A 20,196-nucleotide genomic window follows, 5' to 3' on the forward strand; every position below is an offset into this window, starting at 1 on the left:
CGTGCTGCGGTAGTAATGACCAGCCAACCGGCCGCGAGGCCGTTAGAAATAATAGCCGAAGTTAATATTGATCCGGGTGTTGCGCTCGTTGTCCGGGGTGGTCGGATTGCCGTTCATGAAGATCATGTTCTCCCCGGAGATAACGTCGAAATAGGTATAGAGCGGCCCGGCGGCGACCATGGCGCCGACGACGTTCTGCCAGGCGGTGCCGAAGGAGCCCTCGTCGGGCTCGATGACGGTGTTGTCGGAGTAGACCTGGATGCTGTCGAGGGGACCCCAGTCGAGGGGGAAGGTGTAGGCGGCGTTGAAGATGCCGATCGACGCTTTTGCCGGCGCGTCCCAGGCCGCGGCGAAGGCGCCGACGTGAATCAGGCGGTTGTCGACCCCGGTCGGGTTCTCCAGGGCGTACTCGTAGGCTGCATATTCGAGCTGGACGTTGAGGTTGCCGTAATTTCCCACCAGGTGCACGGCGCTCGCCCAGTGGTCGCCCATGTCGCCGGTGGCGGTGTTGTAGACCTGGCCGTATTCACCCGACCAGCCGAATTCGGTGGCGCAGGTTTCGCTGTGCTGCAGAGTGTAGGCGAGCCGCAGGTTCCCCTGGTTGGTCTCCTCGTTGGCGTTGACCCCTTCGGTAATCAGGTCGATGGAGTAGCGCTCCTTGTCGCTGGAGTTGCCGAGCTCGGCATTCTTGTAGAAGGCGACGGCGATATCGAGGGGACCGGGGGTGTAGAGAAACTTCACCCCCATGTCGTAGTCATCTTCCAAGCCGAGGTAGTAAGCGCCGCTGAACCAGAAGTTGTGGGACGCGTAGGGCTGGATACCGAAGGGGACCTGCTGGATGCCGATCTGTCCCTGGAGGTCGTCGGAAAAGTTGTAGCCGATCCAGCCGTGATGGATGGTGTCGAAGTCATATTCGGGGTAGAAGCGATACTCCGCCGATAGCAGGATGTCGGCGACTTCGCCATCGAGATTGAGCCGGAACAGGTCGAAGGCAAAATCGCCCCCCTTGTCTTTGGATGCCGCGCTCCAGTCCTGGAGTCCGTAGTTCACCCGCAGGGCGCCCCCCAGCCTGATGCCGGTAGCGTCTTCGAGCTTTTGCAGGCGGCTGTCGAGGGCGTCCAGGGCCGAATCGGCGGCGAGGACGGGTGAAGCGACCGCCAGCAGGAAAATCATGGTCAGGGCAAGATGCAACAGTCTTTTCAAATGCAAGAGAGTCTCCTTTTGGCAATCAAGTGAATGGGGGATCATAGTGCGGCCTTGCGGGCTTCCGCCAGCCAGCCATCCCACTGCGGGCGATGCTTGGCGATCCACTCATCGGCCTGGCGTTCAATGTCATGCTGCGACTTTTCGCCATTCTCCATGCGGGCATTCTGCTCGTTGATATCGGCCAGGGGGAGGGTGAAAAGCTCGAAAAACTTCTTTGCCGCCGGGTTCTTGGCGAGGAATTTCTTGTTGGCGACAATCCGGATGTCGCTGACGACGAAGCCGAGCTTGGCCGGATCGCTCACCGCGCCCTGGACGCCGCTGACAGTCATGCGCTCCTTGCCGGTCAGCTGCGATTCGGTGGGGTTGATCTCCGGTACGTTGATCCACATGACATCCTGGCCCGGCTTGAGCTTGAAGATCGTCCAGTTCGGTGCCCAGGTGTAGAAGAACGCCGGTTTTCCGGCCTGGTATCTGGCCAGGGTCTCGGCCATGCTGGCAGAGTAGGACGCCTTGATCAGGTTGATATCATCGTCGAGGCCGTACACCTTCATGTGGTGGGCGATGACCTTCTCGCAGCCCCAGCCGGGGGGGCACGCGGTCAGGTCCGCCTTGCCGTCACCGTTGGCGTCGAAGGCCTGCTTGACTTCGGGACGACGGAAGTCATCGAGGGAGCGGATGTTGTATTTCTCCACATCCCGCTTCGAAACCAGATAGCCCTGCAGGCCACCGGCCTTGGAGACGTATCCGACCTTTTCCGCCCGTTCGTAAAAGTGTTTCGGCAGCTGGCCATCATGCATGGGGAACCAGCCGTTGGTCCAGTAGTCGAGGTCGCCGAGGGCCAGCGACTGGTAAAAAATCGGGTTGGTCAACTCCTTCGGGTTTTTTACCTTGTAGCCGAGCTCTTCCAGCCCCTTGCGTACCAGCACTTCCTGGAAGTAGCCGGTGTTCCAGGTGGCGCGGGCGGGCTGGACCGTAACGCCCTTGCCGGGCTGCTCGCTCGCTGCCAGGGCCGGTCCGGCCAGCATCAGGGCGAGCGCGATGGTGAACAGTTTCAAGCTTTTTCTCATCTTCAGCTCCTTTTTATTGGGTGCGAAACATACAGTTGCATTGATTTTAGTTGGACCTGCGTGGTTGCCCCATCCCCTGGGTGATGCGGTCGAGGATCATCGCCAGCAGCACGATGGCCAGACCGCCAATCGTCGCCAGGCCGATCTCCAGGGTGTTGAGCCCCTGGACCACCGGGCCGCCGAGACCGCCGGCGCCGATCATCGCCGCGATGACTACCATTGACAGGGCCATCATGATGGTCTGGTTGAGGCCGGCCATGATCGACGGCAGGGCGAGGGGGAACTGGACCTTGCGCAGCACCTGCCAGGGGGTGGCGCCAAAGGCGAGGGCCGCCTCGACCAGCTCCGGGTGGACCTGGCGAATGCCAAGGCTGGTGAGGCGAACGATCGGCGGCAGGGCGAAAACGATAGTCGCCAGGACCCCGGAAACGGTGCCGATGCTGAAGAGCATGACCACCGGGACGAGGTAGACGAAGGCCGGGGTGGTCTGCATGGCGTCGAGGAAGGGGCGCAGCAGCACCTGGAAGCGGTCGCTGCGCCCGGCCAGGATCCCGAGGGGGATGCCGGCCAGGGCACAGAAAAGGACCGCGCAGATAACCATCGACAGGGTGATCATGGTCTCTTCCCAGAGGCCGAGATAGCCGATAAGGAGCAGAGTGAGAACTGTGAAGACGGCGATCCGTTTCCCTGCGTAACGCCAGGCGGCGAGGGCAAGCAGCAGGATGAGCAGGCTCGGCGGCATAATGTCAAACAGCCATTGTAGCCCTTCCAGGGTCTTTTCGATCGGGACCTTGATGAACTGGAAGAGATCGCGGTAGTTATAGACCAGCCAGTCGACACCGGACTGGATCCAGTCGTCGAGGGGGATCAGTTTTTCATCGAAATTGAGCAGTCTCATGCGATCACCTTTTCAGATTGCGCCTCCGCTTCGGCCTCGGCGGTCTCCTGCTGACCCCGGTGCAGGGTGCGCAGAAAGAGGTTCTTGGAGATGACACCGAGATAACGACCGTCTTCGTTTACCACCGGGATCGGCCAGGGGTGGGCGGTGATTTCCGGGAGAATATCCTGCATCGAGTCGCTGGCGGTCACGGCCTTCGCCTGTTCCAGAAAGGCCGGGCTCAAATCCTTCCCCCCCCCACCATCGATCAGATCCTTGAGGCTGTCGGTCGAGACCACCCCCTTGAGCTGGCGCTCGGAATCGAGGACATAGCCGTAGGCGCGGTCCTGGCTGATCAGCCGCTGCAGGGCGGCCCGCGGTCCCTCGCCCTGGTGGCGGATGACGGTGACCTGGGTATCGCGGGCGATGTCGCCGGCGGTGAGGATATTGGTCGGGTCGACGCCGCGGAAAAAGGCGCGCACGTAGTCATCGGCCGGGTGCTGGAGGATCTCCTCCGGTGTGCCGACCTGGACCACCCGGCCTCCCTCCATGATGGCGATGCGGTCGCCGATGCGCATCGCTTCGTCGAGGTCGTGAGAGATGAAGACGATAGTGCGCTGGGCGCGGGCCTGGAGCTTGAGGAGTTCATCCTGCATCTCGGTGCGGATCAGCGGGTCGAGAGCGGAGAAGGCTTCGTCCATCAGCAGGACGTCGGGGTTGACCGCGAGCCCCCGGGCCAGGCCGACCCGTTGCTGCATGCCGCCGGAGAGCTCCCGGGGGAAGCTGTTGGCATAGCCGTCGAGGCCGACCTGGGCGAGGGCCTGCAGGGCCCGTTCATGCCGCTCCGGCTTGGGCATGCCGGACATCTCCAGGCCAAAGGCGGCGTTGTCGAGGACCGACAGGTGCGGCATCAGGGCAAAAGACTGGAAAACCATCCCCATCTTCTTGCGCCGCAGCTCTCGCAGCTGCTGGTCGTTCATGGTTGATACGTTGTCGCCATCGACGGAGATGGCGCCGGCGGTTGGTTCGATCAGCCGGTTGAGCATGCGCACCATGGTCGACTTGCCGGAGCCGGAGAGGCCCATGATGACAAAAATCTCCCCGACGCGAATCTCGAAGCTCGCCTCGTGAACGCCGACGGTCATGCCGGTCTTGCTATGAATCGTCTCCTTGTCCGCTCCGTCGGCGAGCATCTTCAGGGCCCTTTTCGGGTGCGGTCCAAAGATCTTGCTGACCGCTTCGACCCGTATTTTATTGACGTGCGATGGCATGCAGACTCCTGTCCTGCGACTTCCCGGGCGCCAGAAACGGTGGCACCTGGGGAATGCGCTGCGAAAATAGGGACAGGCCGCCGCGTGGAAAATATCCACTGGCTAATGGGGAGCTTTGCACGCGACGGCGTGCCCGGGATGAATCAACTGGTTTTTGCGGCTGGGCAACCCGCAACCGGAATAACGGGGGACTCCCGTCATTCGGTGCTGCCCAGAGAGGTTGAGGCGTTAAGATCCCGGGTCGGGCGACACGGGCAGAAAGCCTCATAGCGGGTTGAGGTCGGAACGCCCTGGCGGGGCGCCACCATCAATGGCTGAATATACCGTAATGATCAGGAAAGGTCAAATCGTCGGTCCTGCCCCCTGCGCGCGCGAAGCCGCTCCCTTCCCCTGGACCAGGGCTGACGGTTGCAATTCTTCTGGTAAGCTTAGGGGGTCGAAGCGCCACGACGAGAGCGCAACCCTTCCCAGGAGAGCATGCAAGATGGCCCGCAAGATCTTTGTCGCCGCGACCGGCCAGAACTGCGGCAAGACCACGGTCTGCCTGGCGCTGCTGCACCTGGCGCAGGCAAAATACGCCCGCGTTGGCTTCATCAAACCGCTCGGACCGAAGCCGGCCCTGCTGAACGGGCGGCCGATGGACAAGGACGCGGCGTTAATGGCCGAGGTCTTTGGTCTGAAGAAAGTCCTGCGCCACATGTCACCGGTGGTTCTCTTTCCGGAAACCACGCGCCAGGTCATCGACGGCCAGCTCGATCCCTCCGGTTACCGTGGGCAGATCGTCGCGGCCTGCGCCGCCCTCGAAAAGCAGTGCGATTTCCTCGTCATCGAGGGTTCCGGGCACCCAGGAGTCGGCTCCGTGGTCGGCCTCTCCAATGCCACTATCGCCGGCCTGGTCGGGGCGCCGGTCCTGCTCATCACCGGTGGTGGCGTCGGCAGCGTCATCGATGCGGTCACCCTCAACCGGGCGCTGTTCGAGAAGGAAGGGGTCGAGGTGCGTGCGGTGCTGGCGAACAAGCTGATCCCCGAGAAGCGCGACCCCACCCTCGATTACCTGCGCCGGGCCTTTGCCCGGGAGCCCTTCGCGCTCCTCGGCGGCTTCAACTACCAGCCGATCCTCGCCAACCCGACCCTGGGGCGCGTCGCCCGGCTGCTCGGCCTTGAGCTGCACGGCAACCGGCGCGAGGCGAAGCGGATCCTTCACCACGTCCAGATCGGCGCCGCCTCCACCCAGCGCGTCGCCGAGTTGCTGAAGAACGACTCGCTGCTGATCGTCACCAGCAGCCGCGACGAACTGCTGGTGACGATGGCCAACCTCTACCAGATTCCCGAGTACCGCTCCCGTATCGTCGGCCTGGTTATCCCCGGGATTCTGCCGATCAACAAGATCACCCAGCAGATCCTCGATCGCAGCAATATCCCCTACCTGCGCACCGCGAAGAATACCACCGCCGAGCTTTACCAGACCATCGTCGAGGATGTTTCCAAGCTGACCGCCGAGGACAAGGAAAAGCTCGATCTGGTGCGCAAGCTCGCCGAGTTCCGCTTCGATTTTGAAGCGATTGACAGGTTGTTCGCTTGAGGACAAGGTGGGAAGAAGACCCCAGGCGTTTCCCGCGGATCAAGTCCGATCACTTCAGTTAAAATTCGGATCGAGCCTTTCGCGATTGCCTGATCCAAACCTGATCGGACCGTACCTGAATGCTATATACACGCGAACTTCCGGCAGCATTCAACACCAGAGAGGAGGAGTGACCCATGCCCCATCTCCAGTTCGAAATAAACTTCCCCGTCGAGGAGGCCGACAAGGTTCTTTTTGCCGCCCGGATCAAGGCCCACTTTGCCGAGATCATGGACACCGGCACCGACCATATCGGCGTCACTCTGCGCTGTCTCGGGCGTAACGATCTCTCCTTCGGCCATGCCGATGACCCGGAGGCCGGTATCGCCTTCGTCAACGCCGACATCCGCGGCGGCCGCAGCCAGGAGCAAAAGCGTCGACTCTGCCTTGCCTTCATCGCCGAGCTGGGCCGGGTCTGGCAGGTGCCGCCGCAGAATGTCTACGTCATCCTGACCGAACACCCGGGCGAGCATTTCCAACTCCACGACCGCGTGCTTCCCGGCTGGTCGACCGGGGAGGACCCGCTCGCCGATCTGCCGGAAACCTGCTGACCTCCCAAAGGGAAGATTCCGGCCGAAGCCTGGTGGCAAAAGGGCAGCGGCCGCCGAAAAAATTGGACGCCAGGCGTGCGATGGAGGGTTGCCAAACGGCTCTGGTTTTGCGAGGATAGCAGCTTGCAGGTGATGGCTGGCGCCGCCCCTGCAACCGGACCGATCCCCCGCGCAGAGAGGGCCCAAGGCGATGTCGTTTACCGGCGACCTGGAACACCTTCCTATTGTTGACATCATTCAGCTGCTGCATGCGGCCCGCAAATCGGGGACCCTCACGGTACATAACAGCAAGGGGGACAACCAGCTGGTCTTTCGCGACGGCTTCATCGTCAGCGCCAACAATTCCCGCAACAACGTCCGCATCGGCCGCATCCTCCTCGAAATCAACGCCATCAAGGAAGCCGACCTCGAACAGGCCCTCGCATTTCAGAAGGCGGCCGGCGCCGATCGCAAGCCGCTGGTTACGACCCTGATCGAGCGTGGCCTGGTGGCGAAGGAAGATGCCTTCAAGGGACTCGAAATCCTCATCGAGAAGACCGTCCTCGAGATCCTGATCTGGAAGGAAGGGAGCTTCACCTTCGATGTTGACGTGGTCAATGTCGCGGACGAGTACCGCTACATCCCCGAGAAGATGAAGAAGGAGATCAACCTAAACAGCCAGAATGTGCTGATGGAGGCATTGCGGCTCTACGACGAAAAGAAACGGGACGGCGAACTCGAAACCGAATTCGAGGAAGAAGAGGCGAGCCTCCCGGTACTTGCCGCGGCCGCGCCGGTGGCGGCCGGCCCGGAAATTTCCGCCGACATTCTCGGCCTGGCCGACATCGACAAGCTGGAACGGAAAATCCCCGATGTCTTCATCGGACTCGCCGATCCCGAACCCGACCCGTTGGCCGACCTGCAGCAGCGGCTGGCGGAGAACGCTCCCGATTTGCCGCCGGCGGAGCGGGAAGAAATCGCCGGGCTGCTCGCGCCGCTGCTGGCCGCTTCCGGGCAGGAGAAGGGCGCCGGGGGCGCCACGGTGATTCTCTTCAGTGCCGACCCGCTCCTCGGCCAGGCCCTGACGCTTCTTTGTAAACAGGATGGCCTGCTGGTCTTCGCTACCGACGAAGTCCAGGACCTCGACATGATGCTGGCCCGTTCTCTCGGCAAGGGAATGCGGCCGCTGCTGGTCTTCGATCGCCCGGCCGCGGACGGTCCCTTCGCCGCCGGGGCCCTGGATGCGCTGCGCCGCCGTTTGCGGGACGAGGCCCCCCAGGCCTCCTGTGTCCAGCTGGTTGCCCCCGGGGACGCCGCGGCGGTCTATGCCGCCCATGCCACTGGCGCCCGGCTGACCCTGCCGCGCCCTGTTCCGGAAGGGGACGGCGCCGGATTTGGCAGGGCCTTCAATCGCTTCGTCCGGACCCTGGTGGTCGCCCTGCAGGACTGGTCGCGGGAGAGTGGCGAAGGGAAGGTGATGGCCCTGACCCAAGCCTGTTGCAGTTTGCGAGAGCTGGGTGAACCACGCGAGGTCGCCCTCAGCCTGCTCCGCTTCGTCTCCGGTCTCTGCCCCCGCGCCCTGATCCTGGTGGTCGGCCAGGGCGAGCTGGTGATCGATCGCGGTATCGGCCTGGCCGGAGGGGACGAGGCGCTGACCGGGAGTCGCTTTGCGATTACGGACGATTCGCTCCTCGCCACGGTCGCTGCCGGCGGACGCCCCTTCTTCGGGCCGGCCGCGGACCCCTGCCTCGCCGACCAGTTGCAACGCCTTCTCGGGCCGCCGGCGACACCCCAGGTTCTGCTCCTGCCGGTCCTCAGCTTCGGCAAGGCGCGGTTTCTGATCTACGCCGATTTTGCCGATGGTGCCAATACCCCTATCCCGCTCCCCCTTTGCGAGATTCTCGCTGTCACGGGGGGGCTGGTGCTGGAAAACGCTCTGTATCGGAAAAAATTACAGAAAGGTTCACTCTAGACCCCTGCGGGGTGGGTCGTCTACTTTTCACGAGGTCTTGCCATGGATGCCGCCAAACTGAACCAGATCCTGGAAATTGCATTCGAAAAACGGGTCTCCGATGTCCATTTCGAGGTCGACAACCCGCCGATCTTCCGCGGCCGCGGCCAGCTGATCCGCGCCAAGTTGCCCAACCTGACCGCCGAGGACACCGAGTTTATTGCCGCGACCATTCTCGCCCACAATCGCCGCGAGCTCGGCGCCGACTTCCGCGAGCAGGACGCCTCCTATGCCCTGGCCAACGGTGGCCGCTTCCGGGTCAGCCTCTTCCGCCAGCGCGGGGTTATCGGCATCGTCATGCGCGTCATCCCGCCCCGGGTCGGCACCTTCAAGGAACTCAACCTGCCGGCGGTGCTCGGCAAGATCGCCTGCGCACCCAACGGCCTGATTCTGGTCACCGGACCGACCGGTAACGGTAAGTCGACCACCCTCGCCTCGATGCTGCGCTTCCTCAATGAGAACTTCACCCACAACATCATCACCGTCGAGGACCCGATCGAATTCCTCTTCACCTCCAACAAGAGCTGCATCGTCCAGCGCGAGGTCGGCCTCGATACCGACAGCTTCAGCGTCGCCCTCAAGACCGCCCTGCGCATGGACCCCGACGTCATCATGGTCGGCGAGATGCGGGACACCGAGACCATCGACGCCTGCCTCAAGGCGGCCGAGACCGGCCACCTGGTCTTCTCCACCCTCCATTCCCCCAACGCCACCTCGGCCATCAACCGCGTCCTCGGCAGTTTCCCCCCCGAGTCGCAGGAGATCGTCCGCCAGCGCCTCGCCGACTGCCTGGTGGCGACGGTGTCACTGCGCCTGGTCAAGGACAAGAGCGGTGAGGCGATCCTGCCGGTGGTCGAAGTAATGCGTTCCACCACCACCATCCAGGCCTGCATCCGCGAGGGGCGGCTGGAGGAGATTGAGAAGAACGTCGAGAAGGGGCGCGACCAGTACAACATGCAGACCATGGACCAGCACCTGGTCGAGCTCTGCAAGCGCGGTATCGTCGCCATTGAGGAGGCAAAGCGCATCTCCCGTTCTACCGATCTCGAGCGCAAACTGATGATGGAGGGGTAAGGCAGCACGGAAGGCTGATTTCAGAAAGAGCAAGGGCGGCTAATTGGCCGCCCTTGCTTCGTCAGAGACAATTTTGATCTAGGGCAGTTCCAGGGGCGGCTCGACCAGGGCGGCCAGCTGCTCGCGCAGGGCGAGGATCTGTTCCCCCCAGTAACGCGGGGTGTTGAACCAGGGGAAGTGGTGGGGGAAGGCGGGGTCGTCCCAGCGCCGCGCCAACCAGGCGCTGTAGTGGAGCAGGCGCAGCGCGCGCAACGCCTCGATCAGGCGCAGCTCGCGGGGGTGAAAGTCGTGGAATTCGCTGTAGCCGTCGATGATTTCGGCGAGCTGCGCCGTCTGCCGCTGGCGGTCGCCGGAGAGCATCAGCCAGATATCCTGGATCGCCGGCGCCATCCGCGCGTCGTCGAGATCGACCAGATGCGGGGCACCGTCGCGCCAGAGGACGTTGCCGGCGTGACAGTCGCCGTGAGTCCGGATAAAGCGTGGCTTGACGGCGGCGAAGAGTTCTTCTATGGAGAGGAGCAGATCGTCGCTCAGCGCCCGGTAGTTGGCCTGGTATTCGGCGGGGACAAAATCCTCCAGGAGCAGGGCGACGCTCTCGCGGCCGAAGCTGAGGCTGTCCAGCTGCGGCCGGTGGGTAAAGGGACGGATCGCCCCGACGGCGTGCAGGCGTCCCAGTAGCCGGCCCATGATCAGCAGGTTGTCGAGGTTGTCGAACTCGGGAGCGTGCCCCCCCTGGCGCGGGCTGAGGGAGAAGGCGAAGCCGCCATACTGGAAGAGGGTTTCGCCGTCCCTGACCAGGGGCGCCACCACCGGCAGTTCGTGCTCGGCCAGTTCCAGGGTGAACAGGTGTTCCTCCCGCAGCTGGGCGTCAGACCAGCGTCCTGGCCGGTAGAACTTGGCGATCAGGGGAGGCGCGTCTTCGACGCCGACCTGGTAGACCCGGTTTTCATAACTGTTCAGGGCGAGAATGCGACAGTCGCAACGGTAGCCGCAGCTTTCCACCGCGGTCATGACCAGGTCGGGGGTCAGACTCTGATAGGGATGGCCGGCACGGGTCATGGCCGACCGGAAGTGAGAGGGTAGAATGGCATCATCGTCGTCCTTGCTGGCCGCAGCCGGGAAGATGAAATAAGAGTTGCTGTTTCCTTCCGCAGGTTGACCGTCGGTGGTGAATTCCCACCATACCCCCGTGCCGACCCTGCTGGCAAGCCTTGCATCGGGTGGTTGCTGCAATCCCCGTGCTGAAAGAGCATCCCTGCCGGCGGCAGGTTATTGACAAGCGCTTACTGCTGACCGAAAATGACCGCCATGGATGAACTGCACGCCCAGCTCCCCCTCGGCAAACCGACCGACTACGCTGCCGACTACGACCCCCGGCTGCTCTGCCCGGTGCCGCGCCACAACAAGCGTGCGGAGCTTGGCCTGGCCGGCGACCTTCCCTTCGGCGGCTGCGACCTCTGGACCGCCTACGAACTCTCCTGGCTCGACCCCCGGGGGAAGCCGGTGGTGGCGATGGGGGAGTTCCGTTTCCCCTGCACCTCCCCGCAGCTGATCGAGTCCAAGTCCCTCAAGCTTTACCTCAATTCCCTCAACCAGGCCCGTTTCGCCAACCTCGAGGAGGTGCGCCAGCTGCTTGCCGCCGATCTGCAGCAGGCGGCCGGGGCGCCGGTGGCGGTGGCGCTCTTTGCCGCTCCCGGCTTCGCCGGCCGCGAGCTGGCGCTGCTGCCGGGGCGCTGTATCGACGATCTCGAAATCGAGATCGCAACCTATGAACTCAGCCCGCAGCTCCTCGCCGGGGCGGCCGACCCCGGCCAGGTGGTGGACGAGGAGCTGCACAGTCACCTGCTCAAGAGCAACTGCCTGGTCACCCGCCAGCCCGACTGGGGGAGCGTCCTGATCCGCTACCGGGGGGGGCGCATCGACCCGGCGGCGCTGCTGCGCTACCTGGTCTCCTTTCGCCGCCACAACGAGTTTCACGAACAGTGCGTCGAGCGGATCTTCGTCGATCTGCAACGCTACTGCTGCCCCGAGCAGCTGACGGTCTACGCCCGCTACACCCGCCGCGGTGGCCTCGATATCAACCCCTTTCGCAGCAATTTTGAGGCTGAGGTGCCGAACCTGCGGCTGGCCCGCCAATAACGGATTACTCGCCCGTAAAACGCGACAAGGGACCGGCTGCTGCAGCCGGTCCCTTGTCGCGTTTTACCGAATGGCGCGGTCTAACGCCTGCGGCCGAAGACTCGCAGCAGCAGCAGGAAGAGGTTGACGAAATCGAGATAGAGGGTCAGCGCACCGAGAATGGCCGCCTTGCGATGCTCCGCGCCGCTCAGGCCGGCAGCGCCCAGGTTCTTGATCTTCTGGGTGTCGTAGGCGGTCAGGCCGACAAAGATGAAGATGCCGAGATAGGTGGTGACCCAGTAGATCATGGCGCTTTGCAGCCAGAGGTTGACGAGCGAAGCGAGCAGGAAGCCGACCAGGCCCATGAAGAAGAAGCTCCCCCAGGAGCTGAGATCGCGCTTTGTCAGGTAACCGTAAAGGCTCATGGCGCCGAAGGTGCCGGCGGTGACGAAGAAGGCGCTGGCGATGGAGCTGCTGGTGTAGGCGAGGAAGATGGCGGCGAAGGTGACGCCGGAGAGGGCCGAGTAGAGCAGAAAGAGGCCGGTGGCAGCCGTCGCGCTGAGGCGGCGGATGGCGGCGGAGAGGGCGATGACGAGGCCGAATTCGGCGATGATCAGGCCAAAGAAGACGAGCCGGTTGCCGAAAACCAGCTGCAGCATGGCCTGGCTCGAAGCGGTAAAGAGGGCGACCACGGCGGTGAGGCCGAGACCGGCGGTCATCCAGCCGTAGACGCTGGTGAGAAAGCTGCTGGCGCTGGTGACGGTCGGACGGGCAGTGGCGGGAAACGGGTGTTCCACGATGAATCCTCCTGGGTGACGGTTGGCGCTGCGCTGCGAGTATAGCAGCAGCGGCCTGGCGAAGGGAACCGGAATCGGACCGGCTGCCCGGGCTTGACCGCGACGGTTGGTGCGGGTATCTCTAAGGTAGGGCTGCGGGTGAAGCTGGCGCGGTCGGGGAGGATGCATGGCCGAAACGATGCGAGGCATGCTGCTGGAGCGGATCGTATCCCTGGCGGACTGTTCGGAACCGCTGCGGCTGGTGGAGTGGCCAATTCCGGACCCTGGCCCGGGCGAGGTGCGGGTCGCGGTCACTGTCTGCGGGGTATGCCATACCGAACTCGACGAGGTCGAGGGGCGCACCCCGCCGCCGCGGCTCCCCGTCATCCCCGGGCACCAGGCGGTCGGTCGCGTCGACCGGCTCGGCGCCGGGGTGACCGACCTCGCCGTTGGCAGCCGGGTCGGTGTCGCCTGGATTCATTCCGCCTGCGGGAACTGTTCCTGGTGCCGCGAAGGGCGGGAAAATCTCTGCCCTGAATTTCGCGCCACCGGTCGCGATGCCGACGGTGGTTACGCCGAGTATCTGGTAGTCCCCGCTCCCTTCGTTCACCCGATCCCCGACGCGCTTGGCGATGCCACGGCCGCGCCGCTCCTCTGTGCCGGGGCGATCGGCTATCGCTCGCTGCGCCTGGCCGCACTCACCGGCACGGCCCCCCTCGGTCTGACCGGGTTCGGCGCCTCCGCCCACCTGGTTCTGAAACTGGTACGTCATCTCCATCCGCAGCTGCCGGTTTTCGTCTTTGCCCGCAGCGCCGAAGAGCAGCAGTTTGCCCGCGATCTCGGCGCGGCCTGGGCAGGAGGGACGGAGGCGCCGCCACCCGAGCCGATGCAGGCGGTCATCGATACGACCCCGGTCTGGCGTCCGGTGGTCGCGGCGCTGCGCCATCTCGCCCCGGGTGGGCGGCTGGTGATCAACGCCATTCGCAAGGAGGAGGGCGATCGCGAGCTGCTGGCCGGTCTCGACTACCCGCGCGACCTCTGGCTGGAGAAGGAGATTCGCAGCGTCGCCAATGTCACCCGCGCCGATGTGCGCGAGTTTTTGGCCCTGGCCGCCCGCGTGCCGATCCACCCGGCCTGCAGCGAATACCCGTTGGCGGCGGCGAATCAGGCGCTGCAGGAATTGAAGGCGGGAAAGATCCGCGGCGCCAAGGTGCTGCGGATCGGGTGACGCTGGCGGGATGGTGATCAGAAGAGGCGGTACTGGTGCTCGTAGAAGTGAAAGGCGCGTTTGACCCGGGCCAGCACCGAGCCGGCGGTGAAGGGCTTGAAGATGACATCGAAAAAGCCGGTCTGAAAGGCCTTGAGTTCGTCTTCCTCGCTCTTGGCCTTGCCGGTGATCATGATCACCGGGATGAAACTGGTCTCGGGAATGTTCTGCAGCGCTCCGAGCAGGCCGTAACCGTTGAGCAGCGGCATCTCGAGGTCGGAGATGATGACATGCGGGCTCTGGGCGATCACCTGCTTGAATGCTTCCATGCCATCCTTGGCCTTGAGAACCCGGTAGCCGGCGCCGCTGAGGATATCGCCAAGCATGGTACGGATCAGCTTGTCGTCATCGACGACCAGGACGGTGCGCTCGCTGGGGCGGGTCGCCCCCTTGTTCAGGTAGCGGTAACAGATCGCCTCGCGGATATCCTGCTTGGTGGCGACAAAGGGGACGATCTCCATGCCGGTATCGGCAGCCAGGTTCTCGATGACGCGGTTGTCGGCGGGGTCGGCCATTGCCACTGCCAGGCGTCCCCCCTCGCTCTTGATCGGGAAGATGAGGTGCTGCATGGCGACCTCGACCGGGATCATCTCGAGGACGGCGTTATCGACCTTGATGCGGGGGAGATTGGGAAGGAGGCGGCAGTCGTACTGGGTGGCGAGGGCAATGGCCAGTTCCTCACCGGTGATCAGCTCGAGATCCTCGAGTACGCTGCCGAAGCGCCGCCCGAGCTGCCGGGAACGTTCCAGAATCCGCTCCCGGGTCTTCTCGCTGATAATGCCCTGTTCGACGAAGATTTCGCCGAGGGTCCGGCGGGGTTCCTTGGCGGGCGGCGTTTCGCTCATGGTTCAGACTCCGTCGGCGCGAAAAGGGCGCCTGCCTGCGTGGCGGCGCGGTTGCCTGAGCAAAGATAACGATTTCACCCGGAACTGTCAACGCAGGGCTTGCGGCGGCGTAGACCGGTCGCCAACGCGGGCGCGCAGCTCAGATCCGGCATTTGAGCTGCAGCGCGCTGAAAACCATGTCGAGGACCTCCTTCTGCCGGGCCTCGTGCTTGTTGAGGACGGCGAGACAGCTCCCCATCGGGAAGCGCTGGTGGAGGTAGTCGGCATCACGGGCGGAGAGGATGATGATCCGGCGCTTGTCGAGCCCTTTTTCGGTGGCGTAGGCAAGGATCTTGCTGCCGTCGATGCCGGGCATCTCGAGATCGACCAGCAGCAGGTCGAGGTCGGGGGTGATCGCCGCCAGACCGCGCAGCGGATCGGGGCAGGTCTCGATGACCAGATCCGGGCAGCGGCCGGCGACATAGTCGCGCAGGAACTGGAGAAAGATCCGGTCATCATCAATAATCAGGACTTTGTGCATGGAGTCGATCCCGTCGTCAGCCATTTCCCCCCGGCCCGAGTTGGGGCAAAATAGCCGATTCGGCCCGGCCTGTCAATTCCGGCGGAATCCGCTTGCCGGGAGGTGGCGGGTTGTGATAACAAGCGGGACGTCCCCCTTAAACCCGGCAAGGAGCCACCGATGACTTACATTTCCCCTTCCCAGTTTGCCAATGTCAGCGTGACATGCAAGGCCAATCTCTATTTTGACGGCCGGGTTGTCAGCCATTCCCTGACCTTCGCCGACGGCAGCCGCAAGACCCTCGGCCTGATCTATCCCGGCAGCTACCGTTTCAATACCGAGGCCGCGGAGAAGATGGAAATCATCTCCGGCAGTTGCCGGGTCAGGATCGGTGGCCAGGAGAAATGGATCGGTTTTGCCGCCGGCACCTGGTTCGAGGTTCCGGGGAATTCCTCCTTCGAGATCGCCGTCGAGGAGGGCATAACCGAATATGTCTGCTCTTTTGTCTGAGCCGGCCGCCACGGGAGGGAGCATGACCAGCGAGGAGTTGCGCCGATTTGACGGCCGCGATGGCCGCCAGGCCCTGGTTGCCGTCAACGGCAAGGTCTACGATGTCACGGCCAGCGCGCGCTGGCCTGACGGCCTGCACGAGGGGCTGCACGCCGCCGGCGCCGATCTCAGCGCAGCGCTCTTGACAGCGCCCCATGTTCGTGCCGTGATCGAACGCTTTCCGGTGGTCGGTGAACTGGTGGATCCGCTGCCGGCGGCCCCCTCCCGGTTATCACCGCTCCTCCTGGCCGCGGTCCTGGTGCTGGTGGTTGCCGTCCTGTTGCTGGTCTATTTCCTGCGCTGAGTTGCTCTGGCAACGGGCGTCGGCAGCTAATTCACTTGACAGCAATGGGCGGCACTGCTAGTCTTGCCCCCAAGTATCACCGCTCCCCGCAACGCATCGATGAAAATTACCCATCCTGCAGGCCCCGGTATACCGACCGGGGCCTGATTTTGTTGCGGCTTTACCCCACGCTTTCGGAGCTCTCCGGAAGCTTTGAAAGGGCACCATGAATTTCAGCAGTTTCCAGTTCCACCCCAAGGTTGCGGCCGGCATTGCCGCTGCCGGCTTCACCACCCCCACGCCGATCCAGGCCCAGGCCATCCCCCGGGTCATGGCCGGTCGCGACATCATGGGCCTGGCCCAGACCGGAACCGGCAAGACCGCGGCCTTCGGGCTGCCGATCCTGCACCGCTTGTTGCAGGGGGAGCGCGGTCATGTGCGCGCCCTGGTCATCGCCCCGACCCGCGAGCTGGCCGAGCAGATCCACGTGGCGATTTCCGCTTTCGGCAGCGAGACCGGTCTGCGCAGCGCCACCATCTACGGCGGCGTCGGCATCAATCCGCAGGTCCAGAAGCTGAAGCGCGGCGTCGAGATCGTCGTCGCCTGCCCGGGGCGCCTGCTCGACCATATCCGGCAACAGACCATTGACCTCTCCCGCGTCGAGGTGCTGGTTCTTGACGAGGCCGACCAGATGTTCGACATGGGATTCTTTCCCGACATCCGGAAGATCCTCGGGCATCTGCCGCGGCAGCGCCAGAACCTCCTCTTCTCGGCGACCATGCCGGTAGCGATCCGCAAGCTCGCAGCCGAGGTCCTGACCGCGCCGGAGACGATCCAGGTCGATACCCTGGCGCCGGCGACGACCGTCAGCCATGCCATCTACCCGGTCGCCCAGCACCTCAAGACCGACCTGCTGCTCGAACTGCTGCGGCATACCGATACCGGCTCGGTCCTGATCTTCACCCGGACCAAGCACCGCGCCAAGCGGCTGGACGAAAAGCTCTGCAAGAGCGGCTTCAAGGCCGCCTCGCTGCAGGGGAACCTCTCCCAGTCGCGGCGCCAGGCGGCCCTTGACGGGTTCCGCGATGGCCGTTTCCAGATCCTCGTCGCCACCGACATCGCCGCCCGCGGCATCGATGTCTCGCAGATTTCCCATGTCATCAATTACGACATCCCGGCGACCACCGAGGCCTATATCCATCGGATCGGCCGCACCGGCCGCGCCGCCTGCAGTGGCGATGCCTTTACCCTGGTGAGCAGCGAAGACCGGGCGATGGTGCAATCGATCGAGCGGGTCCTCGGCAGTGCCATCGAGCGGCGCACCCTGGCCGCTTTCGATTACAACCAGGCCGCTCCCGAGCGGCCCAAAACGGCAGCCGGCGCACCCCGTCAGCCGCGGCCCGAGGCGGCCCGGCGCAGCAAGTCTCCGGCCTCCCCCGCGCGCTCGCCGCGGCGTGGACCCCGCCAGGGCGGGGCTGTCGCCTCCCGCAACTCCGCCCGCAATAGCTGAGCGGCCGCGGCAGGTTATCGGCACAACGAGAACAGGGCGTCCTTCGGGGCGCCCTGTTCTCGTTGTTAATCGGTTGACGTCGTTACTGCTAATGGCGATCGAGATAGCCGCTGCCAATGGCCGAGAAGGGGAGGTCAAGCTTCAGGTCTGGCACCTGGCTGCCGATCCAGGCGGTGAAGGTGTTGCTGTTGGGGCCGGGAAAGGCGCTGTAGGTCTCGGGCCAGGGATAGCTGCGTGCGGCCCGGTCGACCGCCGTGATCAGGGCGTCGACCTCGGGGCCACGCTGGTCGCTGATCAGCCACGGCCGCTCTCCGTACCAGAGCCGGTCCGGGAGGTCCTGTTCGATGCGCAGCACCGGCAGACCACGATGCTGGCGCCAGCCGATGACCTCATAAACGGTGTATCCGGGAGCGTTGGTCGGTTTGGCCGCCAGCCAGGTGTGTACGGCGAACCAGCCGCGCCAGCCCCAGGCCCGGGCGGCGTAGACCTGCAGCACCGCCTCCCGGGTCACAGCCGGGTCGGGGGCGAGTCCCGCCGGGGCGCGGCTGGCGGTGCGCCAGTCTTCGCCGGAACAGGCGCCGAGGAGCAGGAAGCAGAGGCCGAGAGCGAGGCCTGCCTGGCGTCGGGTTGGCGCAGACGCCTCAGGCGTCATTGCCGACTTCGCGGGGTGATGGCGGTTCATGCTGCCGGCCGCAGCAGCCGCCGGCGCAGGCTTTCTCCTGCAGCAGTTCGTCGATGCGGGCGTCGAATTCCGCTTCGATGGCATCGAGCAGCGGCGCCAGCTGGTCGGCGCTGATTCCGCCGCCACACTGGGGGCAGGTGTTGTACCTGGCGCGGAACCAGGCGAGGGGCTGGTAGAGGCCGGCCTGGCAATTCGGGCAGGGGAGTTCGATCATTTCCGCTAGCGACACGAGGGGCTCCTTGCAGGGATGGATTTTGTTCAGCATAGCAGCAGAGCGGTCCTCTTGACCAGTGGTTTGCCTCAATGGTCCCGGCGCCAGATTGTCACCTGGGAGATGTTGACCTGGAATTTGCGGGCCGTCTCGCGCAGGACGGACTCGACCTCCTGCGGTGGCTGAATCATGGTGAAGCGCTGCTCGAGGTGTTCACCGAGGCCGGCCAGAGAGGTGAGAGGGACGCCGCAGCGGTAGCGGCCGCCGAGCCAGTTGCGCCGCGGTGTGAATTCCTCCAGCCAGGTGTAGGGGGAGGCGATGACGAGCAGGCCGCCAGGGACCAGGCGCTGGTGAATGCCGGCGAGGAAGCCTGCCGGATCGCCCAGGCGGTCGATGAGATTTGCGGCCAGGATCAGGTCGTAGCCGGTCTGGTGGGGCTGAAGGTGCCGGGCATCCCCCTGGTGAAAGAAGACCCGCGCGGCGGCATGGGCCAGCCCCAGCTCCTGCAGCGAGACTTTTCGCTCGGCCAAAAATTCGCCCTCTTCGGTCAGCTGGTAACAGAGGGTGCCACGCTCCTGCAGGCGCCGGGCGGTGTCGATGAAGGGGCGGGAAAAGTCGATTCCGGTAACCTGCTCGAAGCGGGCGGCCAGTTCGAAACTGGCGCGGCCGACGGCACAGCCAAGGTCGAGGGCCCGATGCCGTGGTCGCCCGGCCATCGCCTCACAGCAGATCCGGGCCATGCGGGCCGGAAAGTTCTCCACCCCGAATTTGTCGGGCCCGAAGTGGGCGTCACAGTACTGGGCGATGGCGCTATCGGAGGCGTAGCGAAGCTGGCATGCCGTCAGGGCGGCAAGGTCGGAGGGGCACGGCTCGGCAGGGTGATTCACCATACGGAGTCCGGTCGCAGGGAGGGGTCACGGCGGTCCCGGTTGCCGGTGTTGCCTGGAACTATATAAAAGAATGGCCCGGATGTCGAGGATTTGTGCCTGCCGGGTCTAGTACCAGCCGTGTTCTGCGAAGATTTGCCGGGCCTCCGAGGATTTCAGGAAGGTGAGAAATTGCAGTGCCTCGGCGCGGTGGGGGGTTCTTAGGGTCAGCGCCATCGGGGTGTAACGCAGTCCCGCCGGACCGGGGATTTCCACAAAGTCTGCTTCGTCTTCCAGCCAGAGGTGCCAGGAGCGGTAAGTGACCCAGGCGTCGATCTCCGGTGTGGCCAGCCAGGCGCTAACCCCCTGCTGGCCGGTGAAGACAAAGTGTCTGATTTGGCCCGGCCGGGCCTGCTCGCCGTGGAAGTGGCGCATCCGCTCCAGCTTGACGTCAAGCAGGTCAATGCCGTCGCGACTCAGGTCGGCAAAGGTCTGGATGCCGTGCGGATTCCCTTTGCGTACGACAACGCCGATGCGGCGGGGGTGAAGGTTTTCGGCCGTGCTCAGGTCGAGCAGGTCGGGATGGCGGTCCACCAGGTCTTCCAGCATGTACTCGGCGCCGCCATAGTAGAGGTCGCCATCCTCGTGAAGCTTTCTTTCAAGCTCGCGGGGCATGGCCTTGATTACTGCGACCTCGATGCCGTGGCGCTCCCGGAAGAGTTCAGCGCATTCCTCGAGGACATGGTGCGGTCCTCCCGGACCATAGACGCGCAATAATTTGGGCGATTCGTTCATCGACGCCCCGGCACTCAGCGCCTGCAGCAGCACCACGAAAAAAATCACCCACCCTTTTCCTGCCATGAATCACTCCCCAGCTCTCGGTCTCTGCGCCTTTGTCCCTTCACCGGTGACATTCCGGGAAAAGACCGAGGG

General features: G+C 64.1%; 21 protein-coding genes. 9 read left to right on the top strand and 12 right to left on the bottom strand.

The window, feature by feature from the left end:
* Positions 1-42: 42 nt before the first annotated feature.
* From ACYQ8E_RS15540 to proV, 4 genes are read right to left on the bottom strand one after another with little or no spacing between them, the layout of a single operon-like run.
* Complete coding sequence (locus ACYQ8E_RS15540) at positions 43-1,209, bottom strand: hypothetical protein (protein ID WP_066724668.1); 1,167 nt, start codon at positions 1,207-1,209, stop codon at positions 43-45.
* A 35-nt stretch (positions 1,210-1,244) separates the two neighbouring features.
* Positions 1,245-2,273, bottom strand: coding sequence for a glycine betaine/L-proline ABC transporter substrate-binding protein ProX (gene proX, locus ACYQ8E_RS15545; protein ID WP_066724680.1), 1,029 nt, complete (start codon positions 2,271-2,273; stop codon positions 1,245-1,247).
* Positions 2,274-2,319: 46 nt separating this feature from the next.
* Entirely contained in the window at positions 2,320-3,171 is an 852-nt protein-coding gene (locus ACYQ8E_RS15550; protein WP_066724683.1) for an ABC transporter permease, read from the bottom strand.
* Positions 3,168-4,421 carry a glycine betaine/L-proline ABC transporter ATP-binding protein ProV gene (gene proV / locus ACYQ8E_RS15555; protein WP_459861376.1) on the bottom strand — a complete coding sequence of 418 codons (1,254 nt, stop codon included), beginning with the start codon at positions 4,419-4,421 and terminating at the stop codon, positions 3,168-3,170. Before proV ends, ACYQ8E_RS15550 begins: the two co-directional genes overlap by 4 nt.
* 484 nt (positions 4,422-4,905) lie before the next feature.
* Here proV and ACYQ8E_RS15560 point away from each other — a divergent pair, with 484 nt between their 5' ends.
* The 4 genes from ACYQ8E_RS15560 (at position 4,906) to ACYQ8E_RS15575 (ending at position 9,657) form a co-directional block, all read left to right on the top strand.
* Positions 4,906-6,003 carry a phosphotransacetylase family protein gene (locus ACYQ8E_RS15560; protein WP_066724688.1) on the top strand — a complete coding sequence of 366 codons (1,098 nt, stop codon included), beginning with the start codon at positions 4,906-4,908 and terminating at the stop codon, positions 6,001-6,003.
* A 176-nt stretch (positions 6,004-6,179) separates the two neighbouring features.
* Positions 6,180-6,593: a tautomerase family protein gene (locus ACYQ8E_RS15565; RefSeq protein ID WP_066724691.1), complete on the top strand. Its 414-nt coding sequence runs from the start codon at positions 6,180-6,182 to the stop codon at positions 6,591-6,593.
* A gap of 190 nt (positions 6,594-6,783) precedes the next feature.
* On the top strand, positions 6,784-8,544 hold the full coding sequence (locus ACYQ8E_RS15570; RefSeq protein WP_066724694.1) for a DUF4388 domain-containing protein: 1,761 nt from the start codon (positions 6,784-6,786) through the stop codon (positions 8,542-8,544).
* Positions 8,545-8,586: 42 nt separating this feature from the next.
* On the top strand, positions 8,587-9,657 hold the full coding sequence (locus ACYQ8E_RS15575; RefSeq protein WP_066724697.1) for a type IV pilus twitching motility protein PilT: 1,071 nt from the start codon (positions 8,587-8,589) through the stop codon (positions 9,655-9,657).
* A gap of 78 nt (positions 9,658-9,735) precedes the next feature.
* On the opposite strand, the gene ACYQ8E_RS15580 is transcribed toward ACYQ8E_RS15575, so the two are convergent.
* The gene (locus tag ACYQ8E_RS15580) at positions 9,736-10,716 is read right to left on the bottom strand and encodes a serine/threonine protein kinase (RefSeq protein WP_066724700.1); all 981 of its coding nucleotides are present in this window, start codon (positions 10,714-10,716) and stop codon (positions 9,736-9,738) included.
* A gap of 240 nt (positions 10,717-10,956) precedes the next feature.
* Here ACYQ8E_RS15580 and queF point away from each other — a divergent pair, with 240 nt between their 5' ends.
* The gene (gene queF / locus ACYQ8E_RS15585) at positions 10,957-11,796 is read left to right on the top strand and encodes an NADPH-dependent 7-cyano-7-deazaguanine reductase QueF (protein ID WP_066724703.1); all 840 of its coding nucleotides are present in this window, start codon (positions 10,957-10,959) and stop codon (positions 11,794-11,796) included.
* Between the two features lie 80 nt (positions 11,797-11,876).
* On the opposite strand, the gene ACYQ8E_RS15590 is transcribed toward queF, so the two are convergent.
* Complete coding sequence (locus tag ACYQ8E_RS15590; RefSeq protein ID WP_231875388.1) at positions 11,877-12,572, bottom strand: Bax inhibitor-1/YccA family protein; 696 nt, start codon at positions 12,570-12,572, stop codon at positions 11,877-11,879.
* A gap of 166 nt (positions 12,573-12,738) precedes the next feature.
* Between ACYQ8E_RS15590 and ACYQ8E_RS15595 the strand changes: the two genes are divergently transcribed.
* On the top strand, positions 12,739-13,779 hold the full coding sequence (locus tag ACYQ8E_RS15595; protein WP_197463727.1) for a zinc-dependent alcohol dehydrogenase family protein: 1,041 nt from the start codon (positions 12,739-12,741) through the stop codon (positions 13,777-13,779).
* A 17-nt stretch (positions 13,780-13,796) separates the two neighbouring features.
* Here ACYQ8E_RS15595 and ACYQ8E_RS15600 read toward each other — a convergent pair whose 3' ends face one another.
* Complete coding sequence (locus ACYQ8E_RS15600) at positions 13,797-14,663, bottom strand: response regulator (RefSeq protein ID WP_066724707.1); 867 nt, start codon at positions 14,661-14,663, stop codon at positions 13,797-13,799.
* 139 nt (positions 14,664-14,802) lie between these two features.
* The gene (locus ACYQ8E_RS15605; protein ID WP_066724719.1) at positions 14,803-15,183 is read right to left on the bottom strand and encodes a response regulator; all 381 of its coding nucleotides are present in this window, start codon (positions 15,181-15,183) and stop codon (positions 14,803-14,805) included.
* 159 nt (positions 15,184-15,342) lie between these two features.
* Here ACYQ8E_RS15605 and ppnP point away from each other — a divergent pair, with 159 nt between their 5' ends.
* From ppnP to ACYQ8E_RS15620, 3 genes are all read left to right on the top strand, one after another.
* On the top strand, positions 15,343-15,672 hold the full coding sequence (gene ppnP / locus ACYQ8E_RS15610) for a pyrimidine/purine nucleoside phosphorylase (protein ID WP_066724722.1): 330 nt from the start codon (positions 15,343-15,345) through the stop codon (positions 15,670-15,672).
* A gap of 22 nt (positions 15,673-15,694) precedes the next feature.
* On the top strand, positions 15,695-16,015 hold the full coding sequence (locus tag ACYQ8E_RS15615) for a cytochrome b5 domain-containing protein (protein ID WP_082820173.1): 321 nt from the start codon (positions 15,695-15,697) through the stop codon (positions 16,013-16,015).
* A 205-nt stretch (positions 16,016-16,220) separates the two neighbouring features.
* Positions 16,221-17,504, top strand: coding sequence for a DEAD/DEAH box helicase (locus tag ACYQ8E_RS15620; RefSeq protein WP_082820174.1), 1,284 nt, complete (start codon positions 16,221-16,223; stop codon positions 17,502-17,504).
* Positions 17,505-17,592: 88 nt separating this feature from the next.
* Here the strand turns inward: ACYQ8E_RS15620 and ACYQ8E_RS15625 are convergent, their stop codons facing one another.
* From ACYQ8E_RS15625 to ACYQ8E_RS15640, 4 genes are all read right to left on the bottom strand, one after another.
* On the bottom strand, positions 17,593-18,156 hold the full coding sequence (locus ACYQ8E_RS15625) for a DUF3750 domain-containing protein (RefSeq protein WP_066724725.1): 564 nt from the start codon (positions 18,154-18,156) through the stop codon (positions 17,593-17,595).
* A complete protein-coding gene (locus tag ACYQ8E_RS15630; RefSeq protein ID WP_157471751.1) occupies positions 18,146-18,415 on the bottom strand; it encodes a hypothetical protein in 270 nt (89 codons plus the stop codon). The genes ACYQ8E_RS15625 and ACYQ8E_RS15630 overlap by 11 nt, the downstream gene beginning before the upstream one ends.
* A gap of 71 nt (positions 18,416-18,486) precedes the next feature.
* Complete coding sequence (locus tag ACYQ8E_RS15635; RefSeq protein ID WP_066724734.1) at positions 18,487-19,287, bottom strand: putative 4-mercaptohistidine N1-methyltransferase; 801 nt, start codon at positions 19,285-19,287, stop codon at positions 18,487-18,489.
* Between the two features lie 105 nt (positions 19,288-19,392).
* Positions 19,393-20,124 carry a substrate-binding domain-containing protein gene (locus ACYQ8E_RS15640; protein WP_082820176.1) on the bottom strand — a complete coding sequence of 244 codons (732 nt, stop codon included), beginning with the start codon at positions 20,122-20,124 and terminating at the stop codon, positions 19,393-19,395.
* Positions 20,125-20,196: the final 72 nt, after the last annotated feature.

Source organism: Desulfuromonas carbonis (genome assembly GCF_054658035.1).